This is a genomic window from Pedobacter sp. BG31 (assembly GCF_042464845.1).
In the GTDB taxonomy this organism is placed as follows: Bacteria; Bacteroidota; Bacteroidia; order Sphingobacteriales; family Sphingobacteriaceae; genus Pedobacter; species Pedobacter suwonensis.
This window is the reverse complement of record NZ_JBHNZK010000018.1, coordinates 24,076-38,024: the sequence shown is the minus strand read 5'-3', so window position 1 is coordinate 38,024 and position 13,949 is coordinate 24,076. Positions and strand designations below refer to the sequence as shown.

Below are 13,949 nucleotides of genomic sequence, written 5' to 3'. Positions count from 1 at the left end.
AAAACAAAATGGAAATACTGACCAACCAAAACACTTTTGTGCTAAGCGAGGAAATTTTGCAGAAAATGGACGCCTACTGGCGTGCAGCGAATTACCTCTCTGTGGGACAAATCTATCTGTATGATAATCCACTCCTCAAAGAACCTTTGCAGTTGTCTCACGTAAAGCCGATGGTGGTGGGACACTGGGGAACCTCCCCCGGTCAGAACTTTATTTACGTGCATCTAAACCGGGTGATCAAAAAACACCATTTAAACATGATCTACATATCCGGTCCAGGACATGGTGGACCTGCGCTTGTTGCCAACACCTATCTGGAAGGAAGCTATAGTGAAATCTATCCGGACATCAGCGAGAATGAGCAAGGAATGAAAAAGCTTTTTACCCAATTCTCGTTTCCCGGTGGTATTTCCAGTCATGTTGCGCCCAGTACGCCGGGATCGATACACGAGGGTGGAGAGCTTGGCTATTCGCTGAGCCACGCCTTTGGAGCGGTTTTCGATAACCCTGACCTAATTGCCGCATGTGTGGTAGGGGATGGAGAAGCAGAAACCGGGCCCTTGGCAACAGCCTGGCACTCCAACAAGTTTCTTAATGCCAAAAGTGACGGGGCGGTATTGCCCATCCTGCATTTAAACGGTTATAAGATCAGTAATCCAACCCTGCTCGCCCGCATTCCGCACGAAGAGCTCGAACAGTTCTTCCGCGGTTGCGGATGGAAGCCCTATTTTGTTGAAGGAGATGAAGCTGCAGATATGCACCGGAAAATGGCATTGGCTATGGAGCAGGCCATCAGCGACATCAGGACATTTCAGAAAAATGCCAGGGAGAAAGGAGATCATAAAAGGCCGTTATGGCCGATAATCATCCTCCGCTCTCCAAAAGGATGGACAGGGCCAAAAGCAGTAGCGGGGAAAAAAAACGAAGGAACCTTCCGCTCCCACCAGGTACCGATACCCGTTGACAAGGCACATGCAGGCAATGTGCAACTTTTAGAACAATGGATGAAAAGCTACCATGCGGAGGAACTTTTTGATCAAAACGGAAAGCTTATTTCTGAACTGGCAGAACTGTGCCCGAATGGCGATAAACGCATGGGCGCCAATCCCCACGCCAATGGAGGGCTACTGCTCAAAGAAATCAGGTTACCAGATTTTAGGGATTTTGCGCTGCAGGTTTCTTCCCCGGGCAGCATCCTGGGGCAGGGTACGGTAGTATTAGGCAACTATTTATCCGGCGTGATCAAACTAAATGAAAATAATTTCAGGATATTCGGCCCCGATGAGACCTTATCAAATCTGTTGGGCGCGGTTTTTGAGGTCAGCGATCGCCAGTGGGGCGCACAGGCTATAGAGGAGGACGAATTTCTGTCTCCTTCCGGACGCATTCTGGATGCCCAGCTTAGTGAACACCAGTGCCAGGGCTGGCTCGAAGGATATCTGCTTACAGGTAGGCACGGCCTCTTCAACAGCTATGAAGCCTTTATCAGGATAGTCGATTCGATGTTCAGCCAGCATGCCAAATGGCTAAAGGTAACCCGGGAACTTCCGTGGCGAAGGGATATCGCCTCACTAAATTACCTTCTGGCCTCACATGTCTGGCAACAGGACCACAACGGCTTTACCCACCAGGATCCCGGGTTTTTGGACCATGTGGCCAGTAAGAAAGCAGATGTGGTCAGATTATATCTTCCGCCGGATGCAAACTGCCTGCTGAGTGTGATGCACCATTGCCTTGGCAGCAAAAACTACGTAAATGTTGTCGTTGCGGGCAAACATCCCCTGCCCCAGTGGCTGGATATAAGAGCGGCGGAAATACATTGCGCACAAGGCATCGGCATATGGCAATGGGCCAGCAATGATCAGCAATCAGGCCCTGATATTGTGATGGCGAGTTGCGGAGATACGGTAACACTGGAGCTGCTCGCCGCAGTTTCCATCCTTAGAAAGCACTTTCCGGAACTGATGGTCCGGGTGGTAAATGTAGTTGATCTGATGAAAATGCAGTCTGAACTTGAGCATCCGCACGGCCTTAGCGATGCTGACTATGATTCGATATTTACCTTAGATAAACATATCATATTCAACTTTCACGGTTATCCGTGGCTAGTGCACCGCCTGAGCTACAAAAGGGTAAACAGGAACCTCCATGTAAGGGGATACATTGAAGAAGGAACCATAACCACACCCTTTGATCTCAGGGTGCAGAACAAGATTGACCGCTTCCACCTGGTTATCGAGGTAGTGGACAGGCTGGGAAACCTGGGAAGCAAAGGTGATTACCTCAAACAGCAGCTCCAGGATAAACTATTGGAACACAAGCACTATGTACAGAGATATGGAAAAGATATGCCCGAAATCGCCGGTTGGGTTTGGGGTGAATAGCATTTAAAAAAAGGCAGGCCGTTGCAGATATCAGCAACGGTCTGCCGCTTTCTAATGAATAATCCGATCAGGGTTTCAAAAATATTTTAAGTATAGAGAAAAAGAAAAAGACCGGTATTTTTTAATCCTGGCCTGGTTTGATACAAATACAAAAAAGCCTATACTAATTCAAAAAATACAGCGAAAATCCAGGCCAGTCATCTTTTGGAAAGGTTACCTAAATTCTCATTGCAGCTCACACTGTAAAAGCGGAACCTGCCGCGCTTAAAATCAATGCCCTGTTTTTTATCGAGATAAACGCGCCCCAGGTTTTTCATGATTTTACCCGTTCCCAGTACGAGGGAATCCCCTTTCTTTAACAGTGCAAGCGGATTGGTAAAAACGGCATTTCCAGGTTCACCCGAGCGAAACCTGTAAGTAACAAAAAGCGTGTCCCCCTGGTAGCTACCGGTAAATCTACCCTCATTTTTTTTGTGGTTGGAATAGAGAATTGAAAGATGCCCGCTCACGCCGTTTTTTCCTGAGGTACTGATTTTTAAAAAAGCTGAATCTTTGCCATCTATTGCCATAAAACAGTCCCAGCCGGGTCGTGATTGCGCGAGTTTTTCAATATTCTTATTTTCCGGACTATGGCGGCACATCATCAAAACCGGAAGAGAGAGGATGAGCAGGTAAGGATATTTTATTTTCATGATTTGTTCTTTAAAGCTGAGGTGTTATTTATCACGCTTTTTTCTAAATATAGTCTGGTGGAAATACCAATAAGGGTGTGGTGGTATACCTTGCAAAACGTTTGGCTCTGCTTCCGCTGAATATTTTATCGAGTAGGTTATGCTTCCTGTGGAGCATGGAGACAATGTCTATATCTTCCTGTTCGGCTATCCATTCCAGCCCCTGATCGATATCGCTGTTCCAGACCGGTTCATAACGGATTTTACTGTAGCCTGTAAGTATTCTCATCTGGTGGATAAAATCTTCACCGATAGCCTGCATACCAGTGTTGAGATCCTTTCTCATCTCAATGATGTGCAGCACGCAAACTTCAGCTTTAAACCATGAAGCAAGTTTACAGAGGTATTCCAGTGGATTTATATCTTGCGGCGTGAGCGTCCCCGCATACACTATTTTCTTTATCCCGTGGTATCTGGCACCGAAAGGGATAAGAAGTACCGGGCGATCACCTTTTTCTATCATAGCCATGCTGTTACTGCCCAATATAAAATTCACAAGTCCGCCCGCTCCAGACAGCCCCATTATGATGAGATCAGTATCAATCTGTTCAGAAACCTGCTTTATAACAGCAAGTACCGGGCCTTCAGCGCAACGGTAATCTACCTTAGGACAACTGGCCGGTTCATCCGTACAGGAATTATCGAGTAGTTTTTTGACCATGAGGTCGAGTTCACCGCCGATATTACCTTCAAGATCTGCAGTATCCATCACCGGCCACAGACCGCTTTCAGAAACAGGTACGGGAAGTACAAAAGCATTAACGACCGTTACCCGCGCATCTAACACCTTCGCCATGGAAATGGCATATCTTGCCGCATTTTCAGCGGGGGCCGAAAAGTCGGTCGGAACAAGGATTCTTTTCATTTCTTATTGTTTTTTGGTAAAAAACCACATTTAAGCTCATCTGCTATGGTCAATTTTATTTTTCATCGCGAATTGACGATCATAAAAGGCTTTCCCAAAGTTAATACCTGAAAGGAATGCAACGAGATGATCCGGATTAGTCAAAAGAATGATTTATAACATTCGGAAAAGAAAAAACCAATCGAAGCCTCGATTACCTGTATCCCCTTATCGCACGGACTGCTTTTTTAACAGCGTGTGGAAATTATAAAAATTGCGGCCATGGCTACTAGAGGTGATTTGCATCAGTGCTCCACCTGATTACGCTCATTGGATAGATATACATCGCGGAGATATCTTTATCAATATGGTTTTAGCCTATATAAACAGATGAATAAACCCAAAACGAGCGAAAACCAGATAACTTCGTTTAAGCATTTGATCGAGGGCTTTTTTGAAGATACCGGAAAGATTTCTGCTTTTACCGGCAAATTCTTCCGCGTAGCCTTCCGTCCGCGTTATGAGCATAAGGAACTGCTCAACCAATGTTACCTGATTGGTTACAAGTCGATGCCATTAATCGGCCTTACTGCTTTCATTATGGGATTGGTGCTGACCATGCAGCTCCGACCCTCTCTGATCGACTATGGAGTCGAATCACAATTGCCTGTGATGGTGGGACTGGCTATTGTGCGTGAGATCGGTCCGGTCATATCGGCACTGATTTTTGCTGGCAAAATAGGAAGCAGCATAGGTGCGGAACTGGGATCAATGAAAGTAACCGAACAGATAGATGCCATGGATGTTAGCGGAATCAACCCCTTTAAATACCTGGTGGCTACAAGGGTACTTGCAGCTACGCTGATGCTCCCTATACTCACCATCCTCGGCGACGCTATCTCTTTGTTTGGCGCATTTGTTGGTGTAAATATCCGCTCGGTAACCAGTTTTGATCTCTTCTTTATACAGGTTTTCAAAAGCCTCTCTTTTAGTGACCTCTTGCCTGCAGTAATCAAAACTTTCTTCTTCGGATTTGCTGTTGGAATAGTAGGTTGCTACAAAGGTTTTCATTCTTCCAAGGGTACACAAGGAGTTGGTATTTCAGCAAATTCAGCAGTAGTACTGTCATCGGTGCTGATATTCATCATCGATCTGCTTGCCGTCCAGATAACAGAAATGCTGGGCTTAAATTAACCGTATGGAAACAACCGAAAAATCATCACCGCAGCAATACCCATCCAAAGAAGTATTGGACGAGGTAATCATCATTGAGCACCTGAGTAAAAGTTTTGGAGAACAGCAGGTTTTAACTGATTTTTCCCTTCGGGTAAAAAGGGGCGATAACGTAGTGGTGCTGGGAAAATCCGGTTCAGGAAAATCCGTACTGATCAAATGCATAATCGGATTGCTCACACCCGATAGCGGCAGGATAAATGTACTCGGAAATTCAATGATTGAACTTGGAGAAGAAGAACTCAACCTGGCCAGGGCAAAAATAGGCTTCCTTTTCCAGAGCAATGCCCTTTACGATTCGATGACGGTAAGGGAAAACCTGGAGTTCCCTTTACGCAGGCACCGCCCGGATATTTCTGAGCAGGAACTGAAAGAAATGGTCTATGAGTCACTGGAAAATGTTGGACTGGAACATACCTCAGAGATGATGCCCTCGGCGCTATCGGGCGGCATGCTTAAAAGAATAGCCCTTGCCCGTACCATGATCTTGAGGCCGGAGGTGATTTTATATGATGAGCCTACTACGGGTCTGGACCCCATCACTTCACGGGAGATAGAAAAACTCATATTGAGCCTTCAGAAAAAATACAAAACCTCCTCGATTATCATCTCCCACGATATGTCATGTGTAAAATTTACAGCAGACCGGGTGGTACTTCTTTTAGACGGACGGTGTTACATTGAGGATAGTTTTGAGCATCTGGAGCAATCTCAGGATGAACATATTAAACAGTTTTTTATATAAGTTATGGCAAAACCACAGCACAATAACCTCAAACTGGGCGTTTTCGTCCTTTCGGGACTATCTATACTGATATTGAGTTTCTTCCTTATCGGCAAAAACAGTAACCTGTTCGATTCCGACTTTAGTCTGCGTGTACGTTTCAGTGCCCTGGAAGGTCTTTCTGAAGGCAGCAACGTGCTTTTCTCGGGGATACAGGCCGGAACAGTAAAAAATATCGAAATGCTTGGCGACACCACCATAGAGGTGACCATGCGTATCAACTCAAAGGTAAAGCCCTACATCCGCAGTAACGCAGTAGCAAGTATAGGAACAGAAGGCCTGATGGGCAATAAAGTCATCAACATTAGCCCACTTACCGGAAATGCCCAGTTGGTTAATGATGGCGCACTGCTTACCGCCAGGAAAATGGCCAGCATGGAAGAAATCATCCAGACGCTTTCCACAACCAATAATAACGTGGCAGCAATCTCCAGCGTACTTAAAGGCACCGTTCTGAGAATTGATAGCAGTGAACTGCTTAAATTGATAGATGATCACCAGATTGCGGGCAATATCCGCTCCACTGCAAGATCACTGCAGGATGCCAGTGCAGGGGTATCCCGCATGAGTACCACTTTTAATGAAATTATTACCGATCTGCACGCTGGAAAAGGAACTGCCGGACTGCTGTTAAGAGATACAGCCAGCGCTAGGCGGATAAAATCTGCCGTAGAAAATATAAGCTGGGCAAGCAGGGATGTTAGTCTGACTGCAGCTGAACTGAACGGAATCGTAAAAACCATAAAGGCTGATGTGGAGGACGGTAAGGGAAGTTTGCATGTAATGCTCAGAGACACCGCCTTTGCAGCGGACCTGAAAGGCAGTTTAAAAAACATACGGAGAGGTGCAAACAGCTTTGATGAAAATATGGAGGCGATAAAGCACAGTTTTCTCTTTAGGGGTTACTTTCGTGCGCAGGAAAGAAAAAAGAAAAATGACAAGATGATAAACGATAAAAATCAGTAAGATATGGAATGTCATAAAATTTTGATAGCGATAGATGATAGCCCGGCTGCTGAGCATATTGCCGGGAGCGGATACCAGCTGGCCTGCCAGTTCGGCGCCGAGGTGGCTTTGCTAAGCATCGAAGACACCACTATCTATGACGATGATGAACTATCCTTAAGGGAACGGGATCCGCTTATAGAAAGGTCCAGCAACACTTTGCAGCAATACCTGATCAACAAAATATTTAAAAACGTTCCGGTAAGTACTTTTATTGAACGGGGAAAGCCGGCATCGGTCATTATCGAACTTTCCCGCTCCTGGAATGCCGACATGATTGTTTTGGGCACCCATGGCAGAAAAGGTCTTTCCCATCTTTTAATGGGAAGCGTTGCAGAAGAGGTGATGCGAAATTCGAGCAAACCACTCGTTATCATTCCCATATCCGAAAAAAGATGATCGAAATCAGAAAGGAAGGTGTACTGCTCTACCCTACAGATAAGCCTTTTGAATCCAGGGCAGTACTTAATCCCGCAGTTCTTCAGGAAGGAGAGAACCTGGTGATGCTGTACCGCGCCGTTAATGCATCTGGTATCTCTACGATTGGTAAATGTATATTCAAAGGCCCGCTCGAAATCGTTCAAAGAGACAACGAACCGCTTCTGATCCCTTCAGGCGAAGAAGAAAGCGCAGGCATAGAAGATCCCAGGCTGGTAAAAATAGACGGCACATATCTTTTAAGCTATACCGCTTTTGACGGCCTGAATGCACTTGGTGCAGTTGCGGTATCTACAGATCTGGAAACTTTTGAGCGCTATGGCGTTATTGTTCCTAAAATTCTTTTTCCGGCTTTCAGAATGTTGGCAGAACAATCGGGGGCATTGAATCCAAAATATGCCAGGTATGCCCATGATAAGACCCTGGCCAAAGGCAACAGACCTCTTCTGGTATGGGATAAAGATCTGGTTTTCTTTCCAAGAAGAATCAATGGCAAACTATATCTCCTTCACAGGATAAAACCAGACATACAACTGGCCAGCGGAGTCAATCTTTCAGATTTTGACAAGCCTTTTTGGGAAGATCATCTGAAACATTTTCAGAAACATATCCTGCTACGGCCCATGTTTGCTCATGAGGTAAGTTATATTGGTGGAGGATGCCCACCGATCGAAACCGAGTGGGGATGGCTGGTGATCTATCATGGCGTATGTGATACACCTGATGGCTACCGGTACAGCGCATGCGCCGCGCTGCTGGAGCTTGATAAGCCCGAGCGGGAGATCGCACGTCTGCCCTATCCGCTGTTTTATCCTGAAAAGGCTTGGGAACGTGATGGCGAGATCAATGATGTCTGTTTTCCTTCCGGCGCGGCAGTATTTTCCGGCAGACTCTACATTTATTACGGAGCTGCAGATTTCTGCATCGCCTGTGCCTCGGTCGATCTGAAAGGTCTTTGCGTGGAACTCTGGCGTTTCCGCGATCTGTAAAGGATTCCCGTGATCATTCCATTCAAAACAGATGCCCTGTACCATTGATCTATTTATTATCCTGAAACCTTGCTTGCCACATAAAAAAGCCTTCGTTGCTTATACCACAGGCAAATCAGCTCCAATAAAAGGCGTTTGCCTTTAACTGATTAAATTCTACAGTAAAGTTTAATCATGCAATTGGTTTTGCCCTAACCTGGCGGGGCCGGGGATGTCAGCGAAGCTCTGGGGGAAGATAATCATGGGCACCTGCGTCCTTGAAATCATTCTCAAGGTTTTATCTCCTCCGAAGAGTTCTCCTATGATACTGTGCTTTTTGTGTACCATGGCCAGCATATCTGCTTCACTGTTTTTCTCCATAACCGATAAAGCCTCCTCAAGCGTATCCTTTTGTTTGTGCCTGTAGAAAACCTTAGGGTAATCAATTTCCTGGGCTACCTTGTCCAGAAATTTTTTCTCTTTCAGCAGGAAAAGCCTTCCTTTCTCCATAGATATCCTGTTATGAAAAATAAGCAAATCTGAATGATAAGCAGATGCGATTCCAGCTAAAAAATCAAGAGCTATAATTTCGCTATCCGCAAAGTCACTGGTGAAAACAATCTGCCGGAGCGGTACAGGGGGAAAGTCCATCGGAACCAGCAACACGGGTACACTGGCCCATTTGATCAGCTTGCGGATCGTACTACCGGGCAAAGTTTCTGCATACCTTTCCTCAGGTTTGATCCCCATCACAATCATACCCATGTCCTTACGGTTGAAAAAAGATTTTATCCCGGCGGCAGGAACACCGATGGCTGAAAAGATCTCGATGAATGGCTTAAAGCCATCACCGCATAACCGGTCTGCATCCAGGTTAAGCTTTGCCGCAAGAGCAGACAACCTCTCCAATGAATCTGCTTCGGCAAGGTCATACAGGCTATCCTGAAAAATCATGGTTCCATCTGCCACCATTGGTAAAACAACGGAGTAGATGTGTACTATGGCCAGGTTCATTCTGCATAAGCATGCCATCTGAAGGGCATAATCCGCTGCTGAAGCTGCTGCCTTCGAGAAATCTGTGGCAATTAATATTTTACACCTCATAATCAGTCTGTTTGCAGACATAAATCTGATAAAATCATGTTTAGAAGCTGGTGAGAAAAATCAGCAGCACCGATGATTCTGAAAATAAATCAACCCAGGTCAATGAACAGGATTATCACCGGAACTAACCATTATCATCAAAAAATAAAAGTCCTTCCCCTAGCTTGGTAAGATGAAAACAATTTTGGTTATGACCGATTTTTCCAGGGCTGCGAAAAATGCTGCTCAAACCGCGCTAAATATTGCTGAACATTTTGGCGCAGCGCTATTGCTGTTGCACAGCTATCAACTGTCACAGATTATGTTTGCTGAACCTTTAAAAATGGATTATCAGGCAATTGAGGAGAAGGCTGCAATTTCGCTTGAAAAAGAAAAGGACAGACTTTTAAAACTAATGAAAACCCGCCGGCAAGCGATCAGAATCCGCACGATAAATACCATAGCCCCGATAGCTGAGGTACTGTACGACATCCAACAGGGCGAAAAAGTTATACTTGCGGTGATGGGCAGGCACAAAGCACATAAAAGTAATTTTCTATTTGCGAACCATATTCATGTTGCCATGCGGAACAGCGATTGCCCGCTGCTGATATTATCTTCCGGCACATTCCTTCTGCATAGGTGCAGGATAAACTTTGCTTCCGACCTCAATGAGAAAGATATCGCTCTGCTTGAATCCATTGATAAGATCCGTATGGCGTTCAAAGCCAGCATTTCGATCGGTTCCGTAATGGAGAGTACGGGGTTAATTGCTGATTTTGGTGAAGAAGACCGCTTAGCATCTTTTCAGCATGCATTGCGGAAAGATAAATTCAGCGATATTCCCTTTCATCTTTTAACATCCAATGCCATCGCCAGTGAAATAGAGCGGATTTTTCCTCCATCAGAAGATAATCTTTTACTCCTTGTCAACAGAAATCATGGCTTGCTTTATGAAATTTTTCATTCCTCGCACTGCCGCGCCATAATTAAAAAGCATCGTGGAGCCATCCTCGTCTTGCCCGAGCTCTGGAAGCCGGGGTGCCGGCCACAACCTGGCACAGGGGCATTGAAAACGATTTAAACCAGGGAGCTTAACCGTTTCCCTATAATTCCGGGCTGATGAAATCATGTCTTCTTTACCCTAATAAAGATTAGAGCTGCTGATGGTCAAGTTTAATCAAATCCGTTTTTAAAACAATATGACTACGATCATTGCCCCATATGATCCCGGTCATAAATAAAGATAAAAAAAGGAAACAATTTTAGCTATCAGCAGCGATCTGCACATGATCAGTTGAGTTTAGAACTGTTGGCGGGCAAACAATTTACACCCCGAAGGAATTGGGACGACTAATTTTTTGTACATTTATGAAGTAGGCTAATATGTCTTTCGACCAAAAGATGAACAAAACCACGGGAATCGGTTTCGATCCTTTATTTGACAATGCCTCAATGGGTATAATCGTTGCCGACGACGGTGGGCATATTGTGATTACCAATCCATTTTTAGAAAAGCAGTTTGGCTATGGCCCGCATGAACTTGACGGCAAGCCTATTGAAGATCTGATTCCAGGCCGGTTTACAGACAGGCACCAGCACCATGTTAATGGCTATATCAAACATCCCAGGTCGCGGCCTATGGGACTGGGACTTGATCTTTTCGGACTTAGAAAAGACGGAACGGAATTTCCCGTTGAGGTTAGCCTGAGCAATTACCAAACAGATCAGGGAAAATTTGTAATCGGTTTTATAAGTGATATCTCGGCGAGAAAAAAAGTGGAACTAGAGCTTAAAGTCTTAAATGAACAGCTGGAGGCCAAGGTGTTAAGCAGGACACGCTCATTAACAAGCACGGTAAAACAATTGGCCGAGCTTATCACCGAAACAGAGCTTAAAGATGTGGAACTCAATAGGGCAAACACTTTTTTGCGGAGTATTTGGGGCCATGCAGAGGTTATCCTTTTTGTTACCGATTCCGGCGGAACCATTAAGATGTTCAATCCTGCTGCCGAACGGGAGCTGGGATACGTTGCAGAAGAAATTATAGATAAACTTGATCCCTCCGTCTTTCATTCTGTTGAAACACTTAAGCAAAGTGCAGACGAGCTTACAAAATCACTTCAGTTAACTGTTTCTGCTGACTTTGAGGCACTAAAAATAAAATCTGATCTGGGATTGGCAAATGAACGGGAAATTGACTATCTGAGAAAAGATGGAAGCCGTTTTCCAGCGTCACTTACCATTACAGCGATGCATACCACAACCGGAGATATTGAGGGCTATCTGGGGATTGCGATGAACATTTCTGAACGGAAGAAAGCCGAGGAAAAAATTCTACGGAGCCTGAAGAAGGAAAGAGAGATGAGCGACTTCAAATCGAGGTTTGTCTCAATGGCCTCTCATGAGTTCCGGACCCCTTTGAGTACCATACTCTCTTCTGCCTATCTGATATCAAAATATACTACAGAAAATCAGCAGCAAAAGCGGGAAAGCCATGTTAACCGGATCACCACCATGGTGCAATCTTTAACCGATATTTTAAACGATTTTCTATCTCTTGAGAAAATTGAGGAAAATAAGGCAGAACCATACTACAGTACTTTTGAGTTAACGGATCATATCAGAAACGTGGTTACTGAAATTGAAACCCTGAAAAAGAAAGGCCAGGTTATCAGGCTTTCTCATCAGGGAGAAACCCATGTGCATCTAGATCAGGTCATGCTCAAACACGTTATCATCAATCTTCTTTCAAATGCCATAAAGTTCTCGCCTGAAAACAGCCAAATTGAAATATGCAGTTCGGTTGATGAAAACCAGATAACCATAAAAATCAGTGATGAGGGATTAGGCATTCCTAAGCAGGATATGCGCCATCTCTTTGAAAGGTTTTTTCGCGGAAGCAATGCCAACAATATCCAGGGGACAGGTCTGGGGCTTCATATTGTTTCAAGATACATAGATTTAATGGGCGGAAAAATTTCCTGTAAAAGCGAACTTGGATCGGGAACGGAATTTAGTATAGAATTTGTAAAAACAAAACAGACTGAATGATGAAAAGAATTTTAGTTATTGAGGATAACCATGACATCAGGGAGAACCTTTCGGAGATCCTTGAGCTGGCCAACTATAAAGTTGAACAGGCTGAAAATGGAAAGCAGGGTGTGGAAATTGCCCTTCAACAAAAACCCGACCTGGTAGTTTGCGATATCATGATGCCCATTCTGGATGGCTATGGTGTTTTGCTCATGCTTCAGAAAAACCCGGCAACAGCAAACATCCCCTTTATCTTTCTTACAGCTAAATCCGAACGTAGTGAGGTAAGAAAGGGAATGGAGATGGGCGCGGATGATTATATCATAAAGCCTTTCGACGGAACTGATGTAATCAATGCCATAGACGGGCGGTTGCGCAAGGCGGCTTCGCTACGGGAAGAGATTGCGCCGGGGATAAATGGCATGGACCGGCTTATTACACTTAACGGCGGGAAAGACCATCTCGATCTGCTCAAAGAAAACCGCAGCCAGAATCAGTACAAGAAAAAACAGATTATTTATACGGAAGGAAACCTTCCCTCCAAATTATTTTATCTGCAAAAAGGAAAAGTTAAGACTTACAAACGGAACCATGACGGAAAGGAACTTATCATAGGGCTTTACAACCAAGGCGATTTTTTTGGGTACCTGCCTTTGCTTGAGGGCAGGAATTACCGAGAATCTGCTGAGGCACTGGAAGATACCGTGCTTGCCGTAATTCCGCGCGCTGAGTTTGAGCAATTGATGGGCAGTAACCCCCAGGTGATGAAAAAATTCATTTCCGTTCTTGCAAAAAACCTGATTGAACGCGAGGAACATCTACTGGCCACTGCATATAACTCCCTGCGCAAAAAGGTTGCAGATACACTGGTCACCCTTTACGAAAAATACAATCCCCAACAACAGCAAACCTTTGAAATCGATCTGACAAGGGAGAACCTGGCTGCTATTGCAGGTGTTGCCAAGGAATCCATGATCAGAATGCTTGGCGAGTTTAAAGATGAACGGCTCATCAGCATCACCGATAGTATCATCCATATAGAACAGATCGATAAATTAAGGCATATGCACAACTGATCTTCGGTCCGAGCATAACGCAGCAATAACATACCTTAAAAATTTCTTTTGCCTATGTACCAATTGTTTATTCCCAGCAAAAAAACTTAAACCGTCTGCACAGCCTGAGCAAACAAATCCTGTGGTAAGCAGCTACCGGAACACCGGCAGCTGCGCTGATTGCTTATTTTGGGTATCTTAACATCAAATCTGTACTTTACATGACATGATACCCATTATTCAAAGGCTATCTGTCTTTTTGCGGAAACCTTTTCCTGCCTGAGCTGAGTTCAAGTACCAGCGGGCCATCCTTGTAGCTGGCCTTTACTTCTTCCAGCAATATATACGGCGGGTAGGATTAAATGTTCTCTTAAAGGAGGACATAGAA

At 44.8% G+C, this 13,949-nt stretch carries 12 protein-coding genes; 9 read left to right on the top strand and 3 right to left on the bottom strand.

Features of this window, described 5'->3' with window-relative positions:
- Nucleotides 1–8 precede the first annotated feature (8 nt).
- Nucleotides 9–2,384 (top strand): phosphoketolase, encoded by a 2,376-nt coding sequence (locus tag ACFE6N_RS18985; protein WP_378939043.1) that lies wholly within the window; start codon nt 9–11, stop codon nt 2,382–2,384.
- Between the two features lie 197 nt (nt 2,385–2,581).
- On the opposite strand, the gene ACFE6N_RS18980 is transcribed toward ACFE6N_RS18985, so the two are convergent.
- Both ACFE6N_RS18980 and ACFE6N_RS18975 read right to left on the bottom strand, forming a co-directional pair.
- Nucleotides 2,582–3,076, bottom strand: coding sequence for a hypothetical protein (locus ACFE6N_RS18980; RefSeq protein WP_378939041.1), 495 nt, complete (start codon nt 3,074–3,076; stop codon nt 2,582–2,584).
- A 43-nt stretch (nt 3,077–3,119) separates the two neighbouring features.
- A complete protein-coding gene (locus tag ACFE6N_RS18975; RefSeq protein ID WP_378939039.1) occupies nt 3,120–3,980 on the bottom strand; it encodes a universal stress protein in 861 nt (286 codons plus the stop codon).
- A gap of 369 nt (nt 3,981–4,349) precedes the next feature.
- Between ACFE6N_RS18975 and ACFE6N_RS18970 the strand changes: the two genes are divergently transcribed.
- The 5 genes from ACFE6N_RS18970 to ACFE6N_RS18950 are packed head-to-tail and all read left to right on the top strand — an operon-like array spanning nt 4,350 to nt 8,408.
- Entirely contained in the window at nt 4,350–5,153 is an 804-nt protein-coding gene (locus tag ACFE6N_RS18970) for an MlaE family ABC transporter permease (protein ID WP_378939037.1), read from the top strand.
- A gap of 4 nt (nt 5,154–5,157) precedes the next feature.
- Entirely contained in the window at nt 5,158–5,937 is a 780-nt protein-coding gene (locus tag ACFE6N_RS18965) for an ABC transporter ATP-binding protein (RefSeq protein WP_378939035.1), read from the top strand.
- 3 nt (nt 5,938–5,940) lie between these two features.
- Entirely contained in the window at nt 5,941–6,942 is a 1,002-nt protein-coding gene (locus ACFE6N_RS18960; RefSeq protein WP_378939033.1) for an MlaD family protein, read from the top strand.
- Between the two features lie 3 nt (nt 6,943–6,945).
- Entirely contained in the window at nt 6,946–7,380 is a 435-nt protein-coding gene (locus ACFE6N_RS18955) for a universal stress protein (protein ID WP_378939031.1), read from the top strand.
- Nucleotides 7,377–8,408, top strand: coding sequence for a hypothetical protein (locus ACFE6N_RS18950; RefSeq protein ID WP_378939029.1), 1,032 nt, complete (start codon nt 7,377–7,379; stop codon nt 8,406–8,408). Before ACFE6N_RS18955 ends, ACFE6N_RS18950 begins: the two co-directional genes overlap by 4 nt.
- Nucleotides 8,409–8,576: 168 nt before the next feature.
- Here ACFE6N_RS18950 and ACFE6N_RS18945 read toward each other — a convergent pair whose 3' ends face one another.
- Nucleotides 8,577–9,491: a universal stress protein gene (locus tag ACFE6N_RS18945; RefSeq protein WP_378939027.1), complete on the bottom strand. Its 915-nt coding sequence runs from the start codon at nt 9,489–9,491 to the stop codon at nt 8,577–8,579.
- Nucleotides 9,492–9,663: 172 nt separating this feature from the next.
- Between ACFE6N_RS18945 and ACFE6N_RS18940 the strand changes: the two genes are divergently transcribed.
- The 3 genes from ACFE6N_RS18940 to ACFE6N_RS18930 all read left to right on the top strand — a co-directional run bounded on the left by ACFE6N_RS18940 (nt 9,664) and on the right by ACFE6N_RS18930 (nt 13,582).
- A complete protein-coding gene (locus ACFE6N_RS18940) occupies nt 9,664–10,554 on the top strand; it encodes a universal stress protein (RefSeq protein WP_378939025.1) in 891 nt (296 codons plus the stop codon).
- A 320-nt stretch (nt 10,555–10,874) separates the two neighbouring features.
- Complete coding sequence (locus tag ACFE6N_RS18935; protein WP_378939023.1) at nt 10,875–12,524, top strand: PAS domain S-box protein; 1,650 nt, start codon at nt 10,875–10,877, stop codon at nt 12,522–12,524.
- Entirely contained in the window at nt 12,524–13,582 is a 1,059-nt protein-coding gene (locus ACFE6N_RS18930; RefSeq protein WP_378939021.1) for a response regulator, read from the top strand. Before ACFE6N_RS18935 ends, ACFE6N_RS18930 begins: the two co-directional genes overlap by 1 nt.
- The last annotated feature ends 367 nt before the right edge of the window (nt 13,583–13,949 follow it).